Annotated in this window: 12 protein-coding genes and 6 pseudogenes; 7 read left to right on the top strand and 11 right to left on the bottom strand. The window is 67.9% G+C overall.

Annotated features, from left to right (window positions below; translation table 11 throughout):
- Positions 1 to 503 (top strand): annotated as a pseudogene (locus tag IE136_RS32530) (IS630 family transposase); the annotation flags it as partial.
- A gap of 789 nt (positions 504 to 1292) precedes the next feature.
- Here the strand turns inward: IE136_RS32530 and IE136_RS32525 are convergent.
- From IE136_RS32525 to IE136_RS32515, 4 genes and pseudogenes are all read right to left on the bottom strand, one after another.
- Positions 1293 to 2479 (bottom strand): annotated as a pseudogene (locus tag IE136_RS32525) (IS701 family transposase).
- 54 nt (positions 2480 to 2533) lie between these two features.
- A pseudogene (locus tag IE136_RS32520) lies at positions 2534 to 3261 on the bottom strand (class I SAM-dependent methyltransferase); the annotation flags it as partial.
- 25 nt (positions 3262 to 3286) lie between these two features.
- Positions 3287 to 3624: pseudogene (locus IE136_RS36180) on the bottom strand (VOC family protein); the annotation flags it as partial.
- Between the two features lies 1 nt (position 3625).
- Positions 3626 to 3805 (bottom strand): ribbon-helix-helix domain-containing protein, encoded by a 180-nt coding sequence (locus IE136_RS32515; RefSeq protein WP_189602187.1) that lies wholly within the window; start codon positions 3803 to 3805, stop codon positions 3626 to 3628.
- 565 nt (positions 3806 to 4370) lie between these two features.
- On the opposite strand from IE136_RS32515, the gene IE136_RS32510 reads away from it, so the two are divergent.
- Positions 4371 to 5180, top strand: coding sequence for a hypothetical protein (locus IE136_RS32510; protein ID WP_189602185.1), 810 nt, complete (start codon positions 4371 to 4373; stop codon positions 5178 to 5180).
- A gap of 212 nt (positions 5181 to 5392) precedes the next feature.
- Here the strand turns inward: IE136_RS32510 and IE136_RS32505 are convergent, their stop codons facing one another.
- On the bottom strand, positions 5393 to 5686 hold the full coding sequence (locus tag IE136_RS32505) for a hypothetical protein (protein WP_189602183.1): 294 nt from the start codon (positions 5684 to 5686) through the stop codon (positions 5393 to 5395).
- A 2171-nt stretch (positions 5687 to 7857) separates the two neighbouring features.
- On the opposite strand from IE136_RS32505, the gene IE136_RS32500 reads away from it, so the two are divergent.
- Positions 7858 to 8133: a hypothetical protein gene (locus IE136_RS32500; protein WP_189602181.1), complete on the top strand. Its 276-nt coding sequence runs from the start codon at positions 7858 to 7860 to the stop codon at positions 8131 to 8133.
- Positions 8134 to 8519: 386 nt separating this feature from the next.
- Here the strand turns inward: IE136_RS32500 and IE136_RS32495 are convergent, their stop codons facing one another.
- The gene (locus IE136_RS32495) at positions 8520 to 8954 is read right to left on the bottom strand and encodes a DUF6892 domain-containing protein (RefSeq protein WP_189602179.1); all 435 of its coding nucleotides are present in this window, start codon (positions 8952 to 8954) and stop codon (positions 8520 to 8522) included.
- A gap of 1507 nt (positions 8955 to 10461) precedes the next feature.
- On the opposite strand from IE136_RS32495, the pseudogene IE136_RS32490 reads away from it, so the two are divergent.
- A pseudogene (locus IE136_RS32490) lies at positions 10462 to 11022 on the top strand (helix-turn-helix domain-containing protein); the annotation flags it as partial.
- 86 nt (positions 11023 to 11108) lie between these two features.
- Here the strand turns inward: IE136_RS32490 and IE136_RS32485 are convergent.
- Complete coding sequence (locus tag IE136_RS32485; RefSeq protein ID WP_158993721.1) at positions 11109 to 12566, bottom strand: aldehyde dehydrogenase; 1458 nt, start codon at positions 12564 to 12566, stop codon at positions 11109 to 11111.
- Positions 12567 to 13114: 548 nt separating this feature from the next.
- Between IE136_RS32485 and IE136_RS32480 the strand changes: the two genes are divergently transcribed.
- Positions 13115 to 13327: an STAS domain-containing protein gene (locus IE136_RS32480; RefSeq protein WP_189602177.1), complete on the top strand. Its 213-nt coding sequence runs from the start codon at positions 13115 to 13117 to the stop codon at positions 13325 to 13327.
- A 432-nt stretch (positions 13328 to 13759) separates the two neighbouring features.
- Positions 13760 to 14065: a hypothetical protein gene (locus IE136_RS32475; RefSeq protein ID WP_189602175.1), complete on the top strand. Its 306-nt coding sequence runs from the start codon at positions 13760 to 13762 to the stop codon at positions 14063 to 14065.
- A gap of 150 nt (positions 14066 to 14215) precedes the next feature.
- Here IE136_RS32475 and IE136_RS36175 read toward each other — a convergent pair.
- Both IE136_RS36175 and IE136_RS32470 read right to left on the bottom strand, forming a co-directional pair.
- Positions 14216 to 14663 (bottom strand): annotated as a pseudogene (locus IE136_RS36175) (GNAT family N-acetyltransferase).
- A 613-nt stretch (positions 14664 to 15276) separates the two neighbouring features.
- Positions 15277 to 15711, bottom strand: a complete 435-nt coding sequence (locus IE136_RS32470; RefSeq protein ID WP_189602173.1) for an SgcJ/EcaC family oxidoreductase — start codon at positions 15709 to 15711, stop codon at positions 15277 to 15279.
- 998 nt (positions 15712 to 16709) lie between these two features.
- Here IE136_RS32470 and IE136_RS32465 point away from each other — a divergent pair.
- Positions 16710 to 16886, top strand: coding sequence for a hypothetical protein (locus IE136_RS32465; protein ID WP_189602171.1), 177 nt, complete (start codon positions 16710 to 16712; stop codon positions 16884 to 16886).
- A 462-nt stretch (positions 16887 to 17348) separates the two neighbouring features.
- Here the strand turns inward: IE136_RS32465 and IE136_RS32460 are convergent, their stop codons facing one another.
- Positions 17349 to 18812, bottom strand: coding sequence for an oxygenase MpaB family protein (locus tag IE136_RS32460; protein WP_189602169.1), 1464 nt, complete (start codon positions 18810 to 18812; stop codon positions 17349 to 17351).
- Positions 18809 to 19528, bottom strand: a complete 720-nt coding sequence (gene uppS / locus IE136_RS32455) for a polyprenyl diphosphate synthase (RefSeq protein ID WP_189602166.1) — start codon at positions 19526 to 19528, stop codon at positions 18809 to 18811. The genes IE136_RS32460 and uppS overlap by 4 nt, the downstream gene beginning before the upstream one ends.
- Between the last annotated feature and the right edge of the window lie 691 nt (positions 19529 to 20219).

The raw sequence follows: 20219 nt of genomic DNA, 5'->3' as shown, positions 1-20219 counted from the left end.
GCCCGGGGTTCCCGAGCGCCGCAGCCACGACTACGTCCGGGCCGGCACCACCACCCTGTTCGCGGCCCTGGAAGTCGCCACGGGGAAGGTGATCGGTTCCCTGCCACCGCCGGCACAGGGCCGTGGAGTTCAAGAAGTTCCTAGCCAAGCTGGACAAGGAGGTCCCCGCCGAGCTCGAGGTGCATCTGATCCTGGACAACTACGTCACCCACAAGACGCCCGCCGTCAAGAAGTGGCTGTTGGCGCACCCGCGCTTCCACATGCACTTCACGCCGACGAGTTCGTCCTGGCTGAACCTGGTGGAGCGGTGGTTCGCCGAGCTGACACAGAAGAAGCTCAAGCGCGGTGTCCACTGCTCCGTCCAGGCCCTCGAACGCGACATCCGTTCCTGGCTCGCCGACTGGAACGAGCACCCCAGGCCGTTCGTCTGGACGAGGACCGCCGACGAGATCCTCGACAAAGTAGCCGCCTACTGCCGACGAATCTCCGACTCAGGTCACTAGTGCCTCGATGAGGCCAGCCAATCCTTCGTCCGTGACTGCCGACACCAGATCCTTTGTGGCGGCGTCCGAAAGACACCGACCGTCAGCTCAGTCGACCTGGACGTACGTGACGATGACCCCGCTTGTCTCGGGCCTGTTGGCCTCGTTGCAGTTCAGGGCTTCGCTGCTGTGTGAGGGACGTTAGCGACGGTCCCGCTTCGAATAGGGCGACGGTGTGTCTCAGAGTCCTGATCAGCCGCGTCTGCGTCTCGTCATCAAGTTGGCAGCCTTCGTGACTTCCTCCAGGACGTACTCGTCTGCCTCAGTCACCATCCGGCTCGACGAGTCTCATGCTGCGGGCTCGCCTCTGGATGACGTGAGCAAGGTCTCGAATGCCCTATATGAGGTCGTTAACGGTCTTGCCAGGCCGGTGCTGGACGCAGTTCTTCCGGGCAGTCGAACGCTGAGGCGCGTGACGCCTGGGTCGCGCTGTTGCTGATTGCCCAGAACTGGCGGGACTCACCTGATCTGCCGGCAGACCTGAAGACCGTAATTGATGAGGCCCTTCCACGCTGATAGGCAGTGGTCACGGGTGGAACGTCACCAGCCGAGCTCTCGTCAGGTCACGGCTCCTGGTATCCAGCTAGTACTGCAACAGTCTTTGTAGTGATGGTTTGTTGGTTTCCGGTGGTGTGTGGCCGCGCCGTTTGTAGTGGCTGACGCGTGCTTGGTGTTGTCGTCGGCGTCGCCAGTTCGACCAGTGCAGGACATGGTCGACGGGTGCCGGTCGGCGGTGGGTGAGGCGGTGGATCAGGCGCCTGAGTTCGGGGAGGCTGAGGGGGACGAGGCCGGAGGATCCGTTTCTGCTTTCCCGGCATCGAGGTAGCGGGCCCGCAGGACGGTGAGGCAGGCGTGGGCGGCCATGGCCAGGGTGATGTGGCGGTGCCAGCCGGGGTAGCGGCGGACCTGGGGTAGTCGTCCAGGCCGCATTCCTGCTTGGCGGTCTGGAAACACTCCTCGACCGCCCAGCGGGCACCGGCGATGTGGATCAGCTGGTCGACGGTGGTGTCGGTGGGGCAGTAGGCGATGTAGTAGGAGATCTCCTCTGGTCGGCGGACGCTGCGGCGGGCGATCACCCAGCGCCGGCGGTCCTCGCGGTGCCAGGGCCGGACCTCGACTCTCGCCCAGTCGAAGACCCGGAGGCCGTGGGAGCCGTTGCCGCAGGACCGGCGCTTCCACTTCTGCCGGGGCAGATCGTGGAACAGGTCCTGGACGGGATGGTCGAGGGCCCAGCGGGTGACGACGGTGTCATGCCGGGTGGTGGCCATGACATGGAAGACGTCCGCCCGCTCCAGTTCGCTCCGCCAGCTCTTGGAGTAGCCGTATCCGGCGTCCGCGGTCACCCACCTGAACGGGATCTTCTCCTCGACCGCCCGGCGGACCATGGCCCTGGCCATGGCGACCTTGGTCTCGAAGACGACCGCGTCGTCGATGCCCGCCCGCCGGCACCGTTCCCGGTCCTCGGTCCACGAGGCAGGCAGATACAAGCGCCGGTCGATCAAAGTGCGGCCGCGACCGGCGGCATAGGCCAGGAAGACCCCGACCTGGCAGTTCTCCGTGCGGCCCGCGGTCCCGGAGTACTGCCGCTGGACCCCCGCCGAACGGACGCCCTTCTTCAGGAAACCGGTGTCGTCCACGATCAGCACCGCATCCGGATCGCCCAGGTGCTCGACGATGTACTCGCGCACGTCGTCCAGGACCTCGTCCGCGTCCCAGTCGATCCGGTTCAGCAACCGGTGGATCCGGTCCGGACCCGCATGACCGGCCTCCTCCGCCAGCGTCCAGCCGTTCTTCCGCTCCAGCGGAGCGACCAGCCCCCGCATATACGCCAGCGCCGACTCACGCGGCTCCGACCTGGCAAAACGATGCACGAACCGCTCGTGCAAAGCCTTCAGTTCACCCGCCCACGACCGGGCATCAACCAGAACCCCACCCATGACCAAACCAACGACCCACCTACCCAACCGTCACGACAAGGACCGTTGCAGTACTAGTGCCAGCATCTCCTGCGGTGTGTAGAAGCTGATGAACGGCGTTCCGGAGGTTCGCGCGCCTTCCTGGCTGGCCTGGAGGCCGGGGCGGTCGACTTCGTCGGCAAGTTCCGTCGGCAGCAGGAAGGTCATGGCAAGCGTTGAGCCGGGGGCGAGCCGGGCAATCTGGCGCAGGGTGTCAACTGTGGCGTCTTTGGTGAGGTACATGGTGACCCCGGTGGAGACAATGACCGCTTGCCGGCCGGGTTCGAAGCCGGCAATGGAAAGATGCTCGGACCAGGACGCGCCGGACTCGAAGTCGACCGGTACCAGGTGCAACCAGTCGGGGACGTCGTAGCCGAGTTCGGCCAAGCTGTGGCGCTTCCAGGCCTGGGTGCCAGGCTGGTCCACCTCGAAAATTCGCAGGCGGGAGGCGAGCTCCGGCTTGCGCTGGGCGAAGTGTCCAGACCGGCTCCCAGGATGACGTACTGGGTGACGCCCCGGACTGCCTGCTCAGCGATCAGGTCCTCGATGAAACGAGCGCGGGCCACCATGGCCGCCCGGAACCCGCTGGCGGCCTGCGGATCCGTGTCAGGGCGGTCGCGCCAGTCATCGCCGGGGGCAGCTAGATGCAGGCCGATCTCGTCCTCGACTACGTGCGGAGACGGGTCGACCTGGACATGCATCGCCCGCCACAGGGCCGTCCGCACCGCGGTGTTGTCCGGTGCCTCGACCTGTTCGTCTGCCATGGTGCTCCCCTTCCCCGTGGTCAGTTCTTGCCGGGGCCTGGAGGGTCCACAGGCGCCCGTCGGGGTCACGGACCGTCATCTCCTTGGTCCCGTAATGAATGTCCTCGAACGGCGTGACCACCTCGAAGGCCGGATCGGGACGGAACGCGTCTGCGTCAGCCACCCGCAGCACGACCCGCGTGTGGGGCTCCCGGTCCTCGGGGACCTCGGCGATGAACACGCAGGGACCGTCGCCGTTGCGGAGCTGCCCGGAGTTGTGGTCCGTCGCAAACTCCAGCTCGTATCCCAACGTCTGGAAAAACTTCGCTGCCTTGCCCCAGTTGTGAGTCGGCAGGAACAGGCCTCGATTCCTTCGGTCGCCATGTCAGCTCTCCTGCTCGGTCGATGGCTGTCTGGGCCCATGGGCGTCGTCGAGGTAGGAGCGCAGCGCGTCAGCGACCAACGCCGACAAAGACATCTCCGACTCGATAGCGCGGTACTTGACCTGCTTGATCAGCCCGATCGGCAGATACACGTTGAACTGCTTGACTTCCTCATCACCCACAAGACGATGCTAACATGCTAGCAAGATAGGAAGCCAAACTTCGAGAGACGAACCAATCCTCCGGTGTCGGGGATCCATCAGGCAGCGGTTAGCAGTGAGCCCGTCTCCGGCCCTGGATCACGCTGAGCGCGCCGGAAGAGTTCGGCCGAAACTCCTTTTAGCCGTGGAGATCAGGGGTCGTCCCCATGGCCGTGAGGCGGGCGGTGTAGACCCGGTGTGCCTTGCGTGCGGCGGGGCCGGCGGAATCGGCAGCCACGGCCGCGCTCTGCTGGAGGGCGGCGCGGTGGAGTTCGAGTGGGGCGGTGAGGCGGACCGAGTGGTCCTTGCCGCGGCGGTTGATGCGTCCGGCGGCGACTGCGCGGCGGATGGTCTCGCCATCCGTTACCCGTTTGCCCTGGTTGAGCTGTCGGGTGGGATAGATCCTGCCAGAGTGTAGGTGACTCGACCGCGGGTGGCGCGTGCCCCCTGACCTCGTCCTCAGTCTGCGCCGTCTTCTCGGCGAATACCGTGCGCAGAGGGGCCGGGCCCGTCCGATCGCGGTCTACATCCAGGAAAGGCGACCTTCATGGATCTGGAAGTGCATTTCCGGCGTATTGCCGTAAGTAAGATCTCCGATCCCGGCAGCAATGCCGAGGTCGAGTTCACACTCGCGGCTAACGGCCAGACGCAGAAGTTCGTGGACAACGATCTACGTATCGGCATCACTCCCATCAACCGCACCTTCCTGGTGCGCGTCCCGCCGACATCCACCCTGGACATCGCTGTCGGAGGGGTGGAGAAGGACGTCAGCAGCGCTGACGATCCGCTTCCCGGCTTCGTCCGACGATTCGGTGCGGCTAATAACTTCGGCCTGGGCGTCCACTCCATTCCGGCGAGCAACACCCACATGACCTACCTCATGGACTTCGAAGTCCGGCCGGCGCCCGGTCTGCTCACCTCCCTCACCGGTACCGCGACCCTGACCACCACGGACGACCGCGCCCGCGGCCCCTTCACCACCCCCATCACCGTGGAACTGTTCTTCAACGACCCACGCACCGAAGTCAGCATCAGCTCCATCCCCCCCGTCACGGTGCAAACTGGCAACGGACCGGTAACCGTCACCCACACGGGAGGAGGCAACGGCACCTTCGACAAGAACACAGGCACCGTGCGATTGCCGGCCGGCCTCCACTTTGACCTTCCGTTTCCTGCCAGTGACTCAAGCTTGCCGCTGACGCTCACTACGGGAAGGGCCGGAGGACTGATCGGAACACCGCTGAATCGCACTACTGGTGGCATCCGACTCGTCGGCGCCGCTACCTTCACGGGAGGCACACTCGCCGGGAAGGAAGGCACGCTCGCCGTCGATGGCGAACTTACAGAGCTTCCGTAACCGCGAACGGCCAGCGGCCCGAAGGTCCGTTTGACCTGAACTGCGGGTCGCCGAGGCGGGGCCCTCCTGGCGCAGACGTTTTGAAGCCGCGACGAAGCCCACCACGCCCTCACGGCCGGCCGGATACAGGCGTGGGACATCTGCCGACCCGACTCCGACCTCGGCATCGTCTACTGAGACACCACGCCGGGCCGGGGTCGCAGGTGGGACGGCTACTCCGCGGGGATCCGGCGGGCCAGGTCCGAGGCGAGCTGTCCGGCCGCCTGGCCGCGCGGGGTGAGGTCGGGGGTTTCCAACAGCCGCATGCGTGCGGTGTCACCGCCGGCCCGGCCCCTCCGATGTTCCTTCCGGGGCAAAGTCGAGGGCAACGCCGTGAAGGTCTCAGGGAGTACGGCGACCATGCCGCTCACCTGGTCTCCGTTGTACATCCGCAGCAGCATGGTGGACTGCCACCAGTCGATCTCGCCGCCGCGACCGTTTGGGTTGCCGGGCCAGTAGTAGTTCACCGGATCCGGGAGCAGGTGGGTAGTGGACGCCGTCGGGGGCGAGATGGGCCCGGAGCCATGATCCGCTTCCACTCAGTCCGAGCCGGAGCCGTCGGACCCGGTCGTTCAAGGTGCAGACCGCTTCAGTGTCGAGAGCCTTGAGAACGTTCGCTTCGGCGGGTAGTGGCTGGCACCCGCACCCGGCTGGGGCCTTGACCGGCCAGCGTCTGAGCAGAAGGCCCATCTGTTGCCACGGCGTCATCGGCGACGGATCCTTGCGGGATTACGGCAGGGGCGGGGTGGCGTCCAGCTTTTGCGCTGCCCGTTCGATGTGACGCAATATCCATGCTGGGCTTCCGGGCCGCCCGGCGGTATTCCAGACCCAGCTCATGGCCGGCGAACAGCCCACCCACCCGATGCCGCGTAGTGGACCCTTGCTCCGCCCTCTGGCCGCGGGCTTCGTCAAAGGGCCGCAGGTCGGTGCAGTGCGAGCAAGCCGCTTGGTCAGCGCCGCGCCGCCGGGCGCGGCCCGATACCGCGAATGAGGGATCCGCGTGCCTGCTCCAACCCACCGATGGGGCGTTGAGCACTACGCCCGCGCCGTCTCGTCACCCAGTCAATCTCGCCCAAACCCGGGGCATAAGCAAGCCGCATAAAATCCCGCCCCGGACCCTGTGCTTCCGGTAGTGCCGCAACCGCGCCCATGTGCACTACGCCATTCGGTCCCATCCTGAGAAGCAGCACCATCGGCTACACAGGCCGACCGCCCCCAAGGGAGGTCCCATGGCCCTGCTCGCTCTTCTCGTGCCCGCCCTCCTGGTGGCCTTCCTCTTCGCCACAGACACCCTCCAAGAGCACCTCTTCCCACGTCTGGCCGCAGAAGACGACGCGAGTCCTACAGCCGACGACACGCGAACGCGCTCACTCCACGGTGCCGCTGAGACTCGACGGCTCGTCACCAGATCGCCGCCCACCACGCCGCTTAGGTCTCGACGAGCACAACCCGCCGGGCCGCTTCCCGATGCCAACCGCAGACCGCCTCACGTGTCCTCGCAATGACGGCCCGGTGATTCCGTTGATGCCCCGAAACACGGCTGCGCATGTCGCCGCGCCCCGGCGCGGTTTCCCCCTAGCGATTGGCCGACTGACCGGACGGGGCTGCCGACACCACGACGGAGCGCCATCCGCGCTGGGGCTGTTGCTAGCGGGCAAAGCCCTCTCGGCGCCACGGTCCACCGTCGGCATGACCGAAGGAGCCACGGCCCGGCTTGCCCTCGGCGCGGACCATGAAACCGCGGCGGACGGGACGGCGGCGTTCGTCCCCGACGCCGGCGGCCTCCCACGGGTGAACACTGCCGCCCGCCCCGTTGCCGCGCCGGTCCGCGTAGAGCGGCCCGCTCTCGTCCTGGCGACGCGGACCACGCCGACCATGGACCCGGTCCCGCGAAGGGGCCCCCGGGATCCCGGTCGCGCGGGGCTCCGGCAGCGGGAACCGGCATCTGCCCGTGGGGAACCGGCGTGGTGCCCGCGGGCCGGACCTGCCACGCAGCGCGTGACCACCGCGGTCGCGCCGACCGCAGGCTTCGCGGTCGCCGGCCGCCGGTTCGCCGGCCTTGCGGGCCGGTCCTGTCCCGCAGGCCCGGCCCGCAGACCGCGCTCGGCCCGCGGCCTGCGGCCGCGATGCCGCCGCCCGCCAGGGGCGAAGGAGTCCGGCGGTGTGCGCGGCTGCTCCGCCGTGCTCGTCATGCGCGCCCGCGGACGGCCGCCGGCACGACTGCTCGTCGGCTCCGGTCCGGCTGTGGAGTCGGTGCCGGGCCCTGATGCGGCGGGCGCACTGGCCTTTGAGCAGAAGTTCGACGGGTTGAGGGCGATCTTGTTCACCGTGGCCGGGCGGAGTGGCCGGGTGTTGCTGCAGACCCGGCGCGGGTCGCTGATCCAAGGCCCGTTCCCCGGCCTCGTCGCGGCCGCAGCCGAGCAGCTGCCCAGCGGTCTGGTCTGTTGCAGCAGGACGGAATCGAGCGGCTTAACCAGCCCTACCGGCAACGCCGCCACGCTTTGGAAGACCTCTTCCACACCTACGGACTGTCGCCCCCTGGATGCTGTGTCCGATAATCACCGACGAGGCCAAGTCGGGAGAATGGCTGGAGGACTGGACGAACGTATCCGGGGTCGAAGGCATCGTAGTCAAAGGCATGAGCCAGCCCTACCGCCCCGGACTCAGAGACTGGTACAAACTGCGCCGCCGTGACATCACCGAGGCGATCCTCGGCGCCGTCTCCCCCTCCCTGGCCCGCCCCCAGCTCCTCATCCTCGGCCGCCACGACCACGCCGGCCACCTCTGCCCTATCGGCCGCACCGTCCCGCTCCGCCCGGACGCGGCCCACCTGGTCGACGAGAACCTCGCCGCGGCCGACCTGGGCCCACCCCTCGGCCGGCATCCGCTTCCCCTTGGCGTGGGGCAGCCGTGACGTCCTGGACGTATCCCTTGTCCGCTCCGAGCTAGTGGCAGAGGTCAGTGCCGATACCGCCGTCGACCGTGGCGGCGTCTTTCGGCACCCGCTGAGCTTCAAGCGCCTGCGCCTGGACGTGACGGTTCAAGATGTGCCGCGGTTTGGGGGGCGGCCGCGGCGGCCGGCTGAGTGTCTTGGATCTCTAGGCAGAGCAGACGTGAACGCCAGCACCGTATATGGCACCTCACCTGGCATGTGTGGGGACCGAGGGGTCCTCAGAGACCCAACCTTCCCCCGGGGTGTCATAGGACGTGAACTGGCAGCTCCAGTCTGCTGCGCGCGCATGCGCCGACCAGCTCCTGCCGCCTGACTCTGGTCGAAGGCGATCCGAAGGGCTGTCCGAGCTAGCGTGCTGCGATGCCTCTGGCCGCGAGGATCTCCAGTGCGCCGGGAAGCATGTGTTCCAACTCGCGCCCCCCGGTGAAGAGGTTGAGGTTGGGCAGCAGGTCCAGGTCGTCGAGGCAACCTACGTCGAAGAGGTCGTCCTCGCCGTCCCAGACCGGGGCACACTCCATGAAGACCTGGTGGCCGCCGTCGAAGGTCAGCTCCTCCACGGTGGCAAGCAGCTGCGCCGGAATCTCCAGGTCCTCGAAGTACGTGCGGGCCTCGTCGAGAACGGTGTACTCCAGCTCGTTCTTCTGGACGTAGGCGTCGAGATCCTCGATCCCGCGCGCCCGCATGTGCTGCTTCAGGCTGAACGCCGGAGACAGCGTCGCGTCCCAGTACATGAGCTTCTCGACGACGAGGAGCTTGAAGTTGAAGTCACGGAAAGCGGTCACGGCGTAGGTATATCACCGGAGACTGACAGCCCTGCCGGCCCCTCGCGGATGGAAGGCTCGTGGAGGTTAGGGCGCTGTCGGCCCCCGATTAGGAGCCGAGCAGGAGGTAGAACAGGGCCACGTCGGGAAGAGGTCTTGTCCGGTCTCGTCATATGGATGTCCGCGTCGGGATGTGCCTGGTATTCATCTGGCACGGGTGCGCGTCGCGTGGACAAGTCTGTAGGGGCACAGTGTCGCTCGTTCACACAGCACAACGTCCCTCAGTGCTACCACTGAGGGACGCAGTCCGGTGATTCGAGAACCTAGGACCGAAGACGTCGGGGCGACCGGTCACCCCTTCGCTGTGACTGTACCCAGTCCGGTCGGTCGCGGGACGGGAAGGGCGGAGTGCCACGAGCATCGCTCCTGCGAATGCACGTCGACTGTCTCGGCATTCAACTGGACCTGCGGAAGGGGAGCCTAGCCGGGCGGGTTGGGCCCTCAAGGCAGCCCCACGAGGATGAGTCCGTGGCGCGCCGCTCACACGCCGAGCCGCCGAGTCGGGCGACCTCGTAGGGGGATGAGCTCGGCATCCGCATACTCTGGCTCGCACCAGCGGAGCACCTGGGCACGGATCGCCGCCGTCATAGAGCTGAGGAGCCGGCAGTCCGCGGCACGCCGTTACCTCCAGCGCGGCAGAGCCCAACCTTCAACGGATGGAACCGTGCCTCGTCACCCGGAGCCAGCGGGTTGAAGATGCCCGCGAGCGACACAGCCGACGGACGGTACGCGACTGGGCGATACGCCACGCCCGCAGCATCCGAGCGAGGCAACCCGTCTCACCGTGCTGCGCATCTCCCACAACGAGGCGACCGTCACGCGAAGCCCAGCTGACACCGCTACCAGCGCCCCGCCGTGCGGCCCCTGCCAATCCTCACGGGATGGAGCGAAGATGCCCGGTTTCGTGCCAGCCCCACGAGTACCTGGATCGCCGAACAGTGCGACCTGGGGGGACGAGCCGTGGCAGTCGCAACAGGCGCAGGCCACGACAACGACTCCTCACCCCCGCCAGCGATGAACGCGCCCTTGACCTGTCCGATGAACCACATCTCGACGACGACATTGCTCCGCAAGATGGTGACCCCGCGTACGTGCGAAGGAACGCGGGGCCCCACAACGACACCGAACCGTCATGTCGGAGGTGCCATGTCGACCGTACGAGGCGCGCGGTCCGATGGCCTGTCAGGGGCCCGCGATGGAGTGGACAAGCTACCCACTGTTGCCCCGTTCGGTCGAGGGCCGTGTTCCAGCGCGGCTCGGAGTACACCTCCCGAGGTGTTTTGGGGCACTGGCCGTGGTGCGCCAGGACGGACGGATGGGCCGTATCGCGTGCAGCGCCTGAGGCCGGAGCTAGTGCTGTGACCGGGAACGTTCGCCGGGGTGGTGTTGGTGGCTCTTGAGCCGGTTGGATGTGATCTCACTTCCGGTCGGGTGTGGGGGCGGGAGGGCGCAATCGGTCCTGGTACGCATGCTGACCAAGCAGGAGAGGCCGAAGCTGCAGCAGGTCGTGCAGCGAGGCAGCACGAGTTCGGTGCGGTTTCGGCGGGCGGCAGCACGGTCCCGACCATCGCACGACTGGTGCAGGCTGACGAGGACACCGTCCGTGATGTGATCCACCGCTTCAACGAGGTCGAGCTGTCCTGTCTGAACCCTCAATGGGCGGGAGGCCGTCCCGGCCTACTCCGCCCCGATGACGAGGACTTCGTCGTCCAGACGGCCACCGCCCGCCCGACCCAGCTCGGCAAGCCCTTCACCCGCTGGTCGATCCGCAAGCTCGTCGATCACTTGCGACGCAACATCTCCCGGCCGGTCTGGATCGGCCGGGAGACCCTGCGCTGCTTACTGGCCCGCCGCGACATCTCCTTCCAGCGCACGAAGACCTGGAAGCAATCCCCGGGCCCTGACTTCGACGCCAAGCTCGACCGGAGCGAGTACGCGATCAACATGCGCCCGCACCACACGTTCGCGTTCGATGAGTTCGGCCCCCCTGAGCATCCGGCCGACCGCGGGCTCCTGCTGGGCCGAACAGGGACACATACGGACCGATATCTGGCGCATCCGGCGCTGGGCGGCGAAGCGGTCCAGGCCGCGGCCTGACCGCCGGACCTCTCCCGGTCACGGCACTGGATCGCCGGGCAAATTGATCGTCTTGTACTCCAGGAACGAGCTGAGGCCCTCGGGCCCGAACTCGCGGCCGATCCCGGATTCCTTGTATCCGCCGAAGGGGGCGGCGAACTCGATCCGGTACCCGTTCAGCGTCAAGGTCCCCGTGCGCACTTGGCGAGCGATGCGCATGGCCCGGTCCAGGTCGTTGGTCCAGACGCTTCCCGACAGGCCGTACTTCGAGTCGTTCGCGATACGGACCGCGTCGTTGTCGTCGTCGAATGGGATCACGACGAGCACGGGGCCAAAGATCTCCTCCTGCGCGATGCGCATGGAGCTATCGACGTCTGCGAAGATCGTCGGTTCGACGTACCAGCCCTTCGACTGGCTCGCGGGCCGGCCGCCGCCGACCGTGATCGTCGCGCCGTCCTTCCGGCCGCTGGCAATGTAGTCCTCGACCCGCCGCCGCTGGCGCTCGGCCACCAGGGGGCCGACCTCGGTCGAGGGGTCATCGGGATTGCCGACCCGCAGCTCGGCAGCTGATTGCGAGAGCGCATCGACGACCTGCTGGTAGCGGCTGCGATGAGCGAGGATCCGGGTCTGTGCCAGGCAGTGCTGGCCGGACATCATGATCGCGTACGGCATAAGGGCGGGCACGACGCTGTCGGTGTCGGCGTCCTCGAGGATGATGGCGGGCGACTTCCCGCCGCACTCTAGGGTGACGCGCTTGAACTGCTCGCCGCACAGCGCGCCGACCCGCCGCCCTACGGCGGAGCTGCCCGTGAAGCTGATCTTGTCAACCAGCGGGTGCCGTACGAGCGCCTCACTGTTCTCCCGGTCGGCGGGCACGATGTTGAGGACACCCGGGGGCAGACCGGCCTCCATGGCAGCTTCGGCGAGCAAGTACGCATCCAACGGGGTCTCCGGCGCGGGCTTCAGCACGACGGTGCACCCGGCGATCAAGGCGGGAGCAAGATTCACCATCGTCAGGATGAGCGGAGCGTTCCACGGCACGATCTGCCCTACGACGCCCACAGGCTCCCGAAGGATCCGCGCGGGACCGCTGAGGCCTGCTCGATCCTGCTCGAAGGGGAACGTCGCGGCAAGTTCCCGGTAGTAGTCCAGGACCATCACGGGAACCGGTGCCTGGAGTTGGTTTGAGAAGCTGATCGGTGAGCCCATCTCTGTGGTGATGAGCTGTGCGATCTCGGGGACACGTGCGCGCAGGTGCTCGGCGAACGGCCCCAGCGCGTCCGCCCGCTCCTGTGGAGACATGCGGGGCCAGGGACCATCGTCGAAGGCAGCGCGCGCCGCGCGCACTGCACGGTCGATATCGGCAGGCGTCGACGAGGGAGCCGTACCGACCCGCTCCTCCGTGACCGGAGAGATGACCTCGATCACCTCTTCCGAGGACGGCGTGACCATGTCCCCGCCAATGAACAGCCGATCCTGAACTGTGCGGCTGGTCATGACCGCTCCTTTCGCCGTGCCAAGACGCGCCCACGTGGATGGCCGTCGGTGAGCCAAGCCAAGCGTCCCCGCGTGATGTCTGCCCTCAGCCGACCACGTCCGGACCTCGGCCGCGCGCGGGCTTCCACCAGGCGGAGGACCGATGCCGTGGCGACCCGCGAGCAACAACCCGGCGAACCTTCCCAGACACGGCACTAGCACCAGACTTCGCTGTCCCGGGGCCATGGATCTTCGACCAGCCATGCCGATTTCTCCGCGTGATCGATTTCCCCAGCCGAACGTACGCGTGTGCGACAATCACCTACAGAAGTGACCGACCGTGAACGTCGGGATGTGGCTGGTGGGAAGCGGCCAGTGCGTGCAACGCTGCCAGGGCAGCCGACCTGGTCTGGTGGGAGGCCCCGTGCCGCGCTTGGAAGGTCATCTCGGTGGCCGGGGCGCGGTACGGGTTGGTCTCGCTCGGCTGTGCGTGGCCCCCCACGCCGCGCTCTTGACGCCCCCGGATGCCGCGGCGTGATGGGCTCGACCCCTGGAACGAGGGGAGCACCATGACCGGTGTCATCGTGACCGCCGGACAACAACCCCAGCGCACTGTGGTCAGCGTGGCAGGGGAACTCGACTTGCACACGCTTCCCGCTCTTCAAGAAGCCACCTTCGAGGCACACCGTGAACCGGTGGGCAAACGCATCACCGCCGGCATAGCCCTGGCCGACGACCCGACGCAGACTCAGCGGCCCATGAGAAAGTGCACAGATCGGTAAGGCCGGTGATCGAGGGCAGACAGTCCGCGGCTCCTCGAGTCCATACGATTTTGGACGCTTCTCAGCCTGGGGCACCCGGCCGAGTTCCTGGCCTAGCTCCAGAAAAAGAGCCGCACCCCGGACTCGCCCGTCTTCTGCGTGGCCCCCGTTGCTGCGGTCGCTCGCGATGCCTCCTGAGCCGCCTCACCGGGGCACGCTTGGTACCGTCCCCTGGCCCTGGTAGTGACACCGTCGGTCGACGCTGACAGAACGGGCAAGAAGACCGACGGATGTGCTCGTTCCGGCGATCACGCAGCACCCACCGCAAGCAGCATCCGCGGGCGTCGCAAGCTGGAAGGCCATGCAACCGCCAGCAACGGCTGCGCATCCCGCTTCCGTATGTGAAGCCTCTCTGCCCGAAACCGTCAGAACCTGTGGAGATAGGCTTCGGCTGTGACCTCTGATTCTGTGGAAAAGCTGCTCGCTGATGTGTGCGGGACCTTGGCCCGTGCTGGCTTCGACGTGGCGTCAGCGGCCGATGAAGGCAGCCCTGGCCTGCGCGTGCGGGGGGAGACGGACTCGGTGATGGTGGGCTGGGTGACGGGCAGCGAGTTGCATCCTGAGAGCCGGGCGGGTGCCGAGTATGAGGGCTTCCGAGCTGCGCTGCGGTCGGCGCTGCTGGCAATCCTGACGCAAGCCGGTTATGCCGTGCAGATGGACCGCGAGACCGGTGATGTGCGGGTCCGGCTGCTTGCGTGACCCTGGGCCACGGAATCGACCCTCGCGACGCCCTCAGGCCAGGGCAGATTGAGGTCAAGGGGCGGGCGATGTGTCTGCAGGGAGAAGAACATTCGCTTCGACGGACGACCACTTGTCGCAGGGGCCTGAACATCCTGGGGGCTCTGCCTCTCAGGGGCGCCACACGTACCTGATCTCCCCCTCATGTTCCTCGTTGCGGTCCCCGTCGGTGTACTCAGCAGCAACGAAGCCGTGCCGCTCATAAAAGCGACGCGCTGACTTGTCGACCTGGAACGTCCACAGCGGCAACCCGGCCGGGCGACGCTCCTTCGCCAGGTGCACCAGACCGTCACAGATGCCCTGGCCACGCCATACCGGATCGAGGTAGCTGGTTTAGGTCTCCGTCGTCCATCATGCCGACCACTGAGCCATCGGCCGTCGCCACCCACGTCTCCTGGTCAGGCACAATCACCTCCCGGAACCAGGACCGGACCTGCTCATCCGTCTCCGTTCGGCGCACGCGCGGAAGCGCTGTTCCGAAGGAACGCAGCCACACCTCGGCCACCGCGGCAGCTTCGGAGTCGACCGCGCGGCGGCAGCAAAGTTGTTGTCTCCACAGCGATGCGCTCCCAGACCCACGAGGCGACGGCCCGCGAGGAGGATGCCGATGCCAGATGCCGGGCGGGCCCGTCCGGCGACGGGCCCGCCCGGCATCGTGGGCGTACGGCACCTCCACCACACCGGAGGTCTTCGCCGTGATCAAGACCGCCGAGTGTCAACAACGCTCGTGATCAATACACCTAGGGATCCTCACGTAGACCAGTCATGCCGTCCAGATATATCCGACAGCGGTGATGCACAGGTCAGGTGGCGTGCACACGCTCCGTAGACGGGGTGAGGGGCAGGGGCAATGGCCGACCGCTGCCCACACGGCAGGGGCGCAATGGGCATGCCAAGCCCGCCCCCACCAAGCCCCCGGCCCCCGCCTGCCCTCCAAGCCAGGTCGGCCCGTGCGCCGGATGCCGCCACCCCACCCAGTGCCGCGGGTGGCTGCGGAACAGCGATCTCTCAGCGCCTGAGAACAAGACGATTGTCGAGGGGCATTGCGGGGTGTGGGCGATTCGTGGTCCGTCGGGTACGTCGTGGAGGCGATGATGCGGAGTGACGCGGCTCCCCGCCCGCTGGGGGCCGGGCGGGGAGTAGGCGACAGGCCGAGGGGCTGGAGGTGGTGATCAGCCGGCGGGCGGGGCGTTGACGGCGGAGTTCTGGCCGACCACGATCTTCCAGCCATCCCGCTGCTGTGCGATCACGTAGGTCGTCACGCCGCGGGGGCCCTCGACGGGGCTGCCGGAGCGGTCCGTGGGTGTCTGCTGGACGTTCACTGCGATGACCCCGGGCGCTATCTCAAGGAGCTTGACGACGTCGTAGCGTGCGTAGGAGTCGCGCAAGAAGGTCTTCATTGCGGGCCCGCTGAACTCGGCGATCGCCTCGCGGCCGTCCAGACGTGTTCCCACGGCATTGGTCCAGGATGCCTCTTGGGCGAACTGCTCGCTCAAGGCGATAGGGTCGTGGGCGTTGAACGCCTTCTCCAGGTCCTTCACCACGCCTATCACCGCCGCCTGGGTCTCCGCCGAAATGGCCCCCACCACCAGGATGTCGTTCGTCATGACCGTGTCCCTTTCTGTTCCGAGTCAAAAAGACCGGATGCTTCCACTCCGGGGCGACGCGTTCACCGCCGTGAACGACTCAACATCCTCAAGCATGGTTGAGGTCAAGCGGCAGCCGTTGCGCTCGTTATGCCGGACGTCCTCGGCCGCGGCCGCACAGCGGAGCATGGTGCGGGGGCCTTCTGCTGGTCATGCCGGAATCAGCGAGTCTCAGTTCCAGAGCTCGTGCCACCTGTTGGGAGACGGCAAGCGCTCGGCGGGTGAGTATCGGCTGCCAGGACACGGCGAAGAACGAGTGGGCAGTGCTTGTTGCCCCTGGGGGACGCCCAGCTAACCCTGTTCCGCAAGGTGAGCCCGGCGGCTCGCATGGGCTTCGAGGTGATGGGGCGCCGCCGGGCATCCGTCCAGGCTGGCCCGGCCCACTGACATCCCCTTCGCCGGGCACGGACCTTACGCGATGCCTCGCCGACCGGGCGCTCACCCCAACGCTCACTCGGCGTTGCTGGTTAAGGGTGGCTTGGGCGGTGGCTATCACAGGCGGGATGTTGTCGTGGCGATAGTGGAGCGTCTGGTGTCGACGGGCCCGGCCTACCTCTGGACCTCTGCCGGATACAACATAGGCGGTTGCAGGAGGGGGGAAGATCTCCGTGTACGCCGAGCCTCGTTCCACCGCCGAGGTGTGGCGGGCGGCGAAGGAGCTGCCCGGGGGATGGTTCCGCGGGGCAGGAGGAGTCCGGGTAGTTCGACGGGGTGCCGTTGGACGACCAGCCCGCGTTGGTCGTCGGAGTCCAAAGGCCGGTCCCCGGCCGATCTGGCTGCGTATGAGGGGCGACTGCCGGTGGAGTGCGAGTTGTACGACTTGCCGGTCGGCAGCATCGAGGACGCCTTCATGGCGGCGATCGGCCAGAGCGTGGCGCTCGAGCGAGATCAACTGGGAGAGCCTGTGCTGGCCGCACGCGCCTGAGCTGGGCGTCCTCGGGGACTCCAAGTAGGCGGAGGTGACGCTCCTCCTCAACACCTGCACCGGCGAGCTCGACGAGCTGGCCGACGACCACACCGTCCTTGTCCACGTCCGCAGCTCCAGCGTCGACGGCCGCCAGCTGCGGGAGCCGAACGCGCACTGGCTCGCTGAGTGGGTGGGGCTCACGGGCATGGGGCCCGGGCAGCGGTGCTGAAGCTGGCCGAGGCGCCCCGCTCAGCAGGGGAGGCGGGCCGCCCCAGGCCAAGCCGGGGCACCCGGATCGAGTCCAAGACCGCCTCGAACGGCGGGGAATCATCCCCCTGACCGGTCGTGATCACCGCTGATAGCGGCTCCTCCTCCAGTCCGCCGACGCGTGGATTGTGAGTGTCGGGGTTCTTCATCCGGGGCAGGTATCGCGCTCAGTCACACGGGTCACCGTCCAGAGATCCGCAGCCGCAGCCGACGCGGAGCTCACCCGCCACGCACGACCCGCCGGGGCAAAGCCGTGTTCGACCGGTGCGCGTCCGACGGCGAGGCCGCGGTTGGCTTCCTTCCTGCCGGGCGCGAGCGTGTGAACGCGGTGACGATCACGGGGTGGCGTACGTCGTTGTCCACGCCGCAGGCCGAGGTCCGCCAGCGCGCCGAGACCGGCGTCGGACCAGTTCTGCTCCGCCTCCTACGCATCGGCGAGGAGGGGGTCGTACGGGGTGCTCGTGCGGCGGCCCGACATGAAGGAGAGGAAGTCGCCCACGAAGGCACTTTGGCCGTAGGCGCCGTCGGTGGTGGTGAGGTCGCGGTGGAAGGCGGTGCGGAAGAGGGTCCGGTACTCGTGGGCGTCGATGGTCCCGCTGCCGTCCTTGTCGGTGACGTCGAAGAGGACCTCCGCGACGCGGATGAGGGCGGGTCCTGCGAGGGAGGGGACGGCGGCGGCGTACTCATCGGCGCTGACGCGGCCGTCGCCGTCCGTGTCGAGGGCGGCCTGGAGCTCCCGCCACCAGGCGGCGAAGGCCTCGTAGAGCCGGGTCTCCTCGGGTTCGTCCAGGTCGAGGCGGGTGGAGAGTTCGCGGGCCATGGCGGCGAGGTCAGGCCAGTCGAGGTGGCCGTCGCCAGTCTGGTCCAGCACCTTTCGGAAGAACTCCTCCGCCGAGCGCCGGCTCTCCCCTGTGCCCGCCGAAGGTGCCGGGTCGGGGGCGGCGTCGCCGCTCAGTGGTGTGAGGAGGCGGAGCAGGGCCGATGCCCTCTTCATGCGGGCGTGCAGGGCGGTCACGGTCCGGGCGCGGGGGTCGTCGCTGCCGGGCGAGAGCGAGAGGACTTCGATGATGCTCTCGGCGTTGATCCAACCCTCGGGCAGGAAGCGGGCGAGCCCGGCGGCGAGGTAGGCGCCCTGCATGAGGGTCGGGGCGCCCGGCATCTCCGGCAGGCCGGCCTTGCGCCGGTAAGGCTCGGGGAGCGAGGCGACGGTGATCGCTCCGAGCAGCGGACCGGCGACGGCCCGGCCGGCCGCCCACAGTGCCGGCGCGCCGTCGAGCAGCGCCGGGGCGGGCAGGTGGTCGAAGAGCCGGTAGAGGATGACGCGGGCCGCCTCGGTGTTCTCCAGCTCGTTTTCGACGACCCGGTCGAAGTACCGCCAGAAGTCGTTCAGGTCGTCGGGGAGTTCTGCGGCGTCGCCGTCGAGCGCGGCGAGGAACGCGCGGTACTCGGCGTACATCCGCTCCATCGTGTCCTGGTCGAGCGGCTGGCCGCTCAGCCTGCACATGGTGATGGCGCTCTCGAAGAGGGTGGCGACCACCCAGGCGCGGGTCGCGCGGTCCATCGCGTCGTAGGCCCGCCCGCGGGAGTCGGAGCCGCTCATGCGGGCGTGCAGCCGGTTGAGCCGGGCGGCCTCGCGTTCGCGTACCGCCGGGTCGACGCCGAACATGCGCCGCATGCTGAGGAAGGTGTTGCGCAGTCGGCGCCAGGGGTGGGCGATGAAGGTGGAGTTGTCGACCAGGGCGGCGCCGATCTGCGGGTGAGCGGCCTCCAGCACGGTGGCGCGGATCATGGCCAGCGCCCAGCGCGGGTCGTCGAAGAAGGCGCGGAACTGTGATTCCGGGCCGAACAGGGGAGCCTCGTCGGCCGTTCGGGTGGTTCCGGTGGTCATGCTGGGTCTCCGTTCGTCCGGGGCGGCACGCCGCCGAAACGGCGGTCGCGGCGCCGGTAGGTGTGCAGGCAGGCGAGGAAGTCAGGGGCCCGGAAGTCCGGCCAGAGCACCTCGGGGAAGACCCACTCGGCGTAGGCGACCTGCCAGAGCATGAAGTTGGAGATGCGCTGCTCGCCGGAGGTGCGGATGACCAGGTCCACGTCGGGGGTGTCGGGGAAGGGCAGGTGGTTGGCGAAGAGCCGCTCGGTCACCTCGTCGGCGGGCGTCCCGCTGCGGATCAGCGACCTTGCGGCCTCGACGATGTCCCGGCGCCCGCCGTGGTCGAAGGCGACGGTCAGCGTCATCCCCCGGTTGTCGGCGGTCAGCGTCGCTAGGTCGTCGAAGTCCCGGGCCAGTTCACGGGGGATACGCGGGTCGGCGACCCCGAGAAAGCGGCAGCGGATGCCGCGGGCGAACAGCAGTGGTGCGTGCTTGCGCACGACCCGGCGGACCAAACGCATCAGGTAGTCGACCTCGGCGCCGGGGCGGTTCCAGTTCTCGGTGGAGAAGGCGTACAAGCTGAGCCACTCCACGCCGGCACCCCGGGCCGCCTCGATGACATCGATGACGGTGGTCTCCGCGGCCCGGTGGCCCGCCGTGCGGGGAAGCGAACGCCGCTGCGCCCAGCGCCCGTTGCCGTCCATCACACAGGCCACGTGCCGAGGCACCGCACGCACAGCCCCATCCTCCCGCCGCTGCTCACCGGGCCCTTCGCGCCGCCGTTCCCGGCCCGGCCCGTCGCTCCGCCGCTGCCCGCCAGACAGGTCACCGTGCTCTTGCCCGTCCAGCCGGTCCTCCGCCGCCGCGCGTGCATGCGGGACGCCGTGGTACGTCACGCCCGGCCTCGTCCCGTCCGGAGTAGCACACCGGCCGTACCGCGCTCGGTCACGCCCACCCCCGTCTCGCCCCACGCCCCACCGGCGCATTTCCTCCCGGGAGTCTGACAGCGCGAATCGGTCCTGACCGGCCAAACGGGTGGCCGTCACCCTCGGCTCATAGGTTCGAGTCCCTCGTACCGGCCTTGGGCAGCGTTCCTCCGGTGACCGTGTTCCCCTCTGCCCACCCACTGCCGAGCCGCCGTCCCCCCGGGGACTGGGCGGGAGCCATAGGGGTGCTCATGGCCGGTCCGCTTGTCCGGTGAGCGGCGCGCCTCGACAGGTGGCGGCCCTGGGGCGCACTGAGGCAGGACGGCACGGTGCGGCGTACGCCTCACCACAGACGGAAGCGCTGGGTGCCCATTCGGCTCCGGTCAGGGTTCCTTGCCCCTAGATGAGTGAGTCCGATGTTTTCAGTGGTCGTAGGCGATCAGGGAGCGTTTGACTGTGGCGTCGGTGGTCCAGTTGTGCCAGATGCCGGCGGCGAGGGCGA

This window comes from Streptomyces lateritius, assembly GCF_014649715.1.
Lineage (GTDB): Bacteria > Actinomycetota > Actinomycetes > Streptomycetales > Streptomycetaceae > Streptomyces > Streptomyces lateritius.
This window is presented reverse-complemented; position numbering and strand designations above follow the sequence as displayed.